Source organism: Streptomyces sp. NPDC002785, from assembly GCF_040295565.1.
In the GTDB taxonomy this organism is placed as follows: domain Bacteria; phylum Actinomycetota; class Actinomycetes; order Streptomycetales; family Streptomycetaceae; genus Streptomyces.
Window position 1 is genome coordinate 1 of sequence record NZ_JBEOVN010000454.1, and the last position, 1,021, is coordinate 1,021.

Here is a 1,021-nt window from a genome sequence, read left to right on the forward strand (position 1 = left end):
CATGCTCCTGCTCGGCGACCCGGAACAGCGTCGCCCGCAGCGGCAGATCGGTGGAGATGTCGAAGCCGCGCGCCGCGGTCGCGCCGAGCGCCGCCCGCAGATCCTTCTCGCCGACCTCGACGGTGTCCAGCCGGGGTACCGCCCCGTCCAGGACGACCTGGACCGGGCTGCCGTCGACCTCTCGGAAGACGGTGCGCAGCGCCTCGTGGCGGCCGACCACGTCGTGCAGGGCCGCGGCCAGCGCGGCAGGGTCGAGCACACCGGTGAGGCGCACCGCGACCGGCAGGTTGTATGTGGCGGCCTCCGCGGTGTCCAGCCGGCTGAGGAACCACAGCCGCTGCTGCGCGTACGAGACGGGCAGGTGCTCGGGGCGCGGTATGCGGGACAGGGCCCGGCGGGCCGGTCGGGCGTCGCCGAGCAGCGGGGCGAGCCCCGCCGGGGTGGGCGTCTCGAACAGGGACCGGATGGGCAGTTCGACGTCGGCCTCGGTACGGATCCGGCTGATCAGACGGGTGCCCAGCAGGGAGTGGCCGCCCAGCTCGAAGAAGCTGTCGTCGGCCCCGGCCGGGGCATCGAGTCCGAGGATCTCCGCGAACAGGCGGCACAGAAGGGCCTCCTGCGCGGTGGCCGGAGCGCGGCCGGGCTCCCCGGCCCGCACCTCGGGCGCGGGCAGGGCCTTGCGGTCGAGCTTGCCGTTGGGGGTGAGCGGCAGGGAGTCGACGGTGACGAAGGCGGACGGCACCATGTACTCGGGCAGCGTGGCCGCCAGGTGCCTGCGCAGTGCTCCGGTGTCGGCGTCCGGGACGGTGTCGCCGCCGGGGACGGTGTAGGCGACGAGCCGTTTGTCACCGGGCCGGTCCTCACGGACCAGCACCGCTGCCTGAGCGACGGCCGGGTGCGACACCAGCACCGACTCGATCTCACCCAGCTCGATCCGGAAGCCCCGCAGCTTCACCTGGTCGTCGGCGCGCCCCAGATACTCCAGAGCCCCACCGGAGCCCCAGCGCACCAGGTCGCCCGT

The 1,021-nt window shown here is 74.0% G+C and carries 1 protein-coding gene; it reads right to left on the bottom strand.

The features are described 5' to 3' along the window. Nucleotides 1-1,021, bottom strand: a 1,021-nt coding sequence (locus ABTZ94_RS37700) for a condensation domain-containing protein (protein ID WP_351208004.1), incomplete at both ends; no start/stop codon positions are given.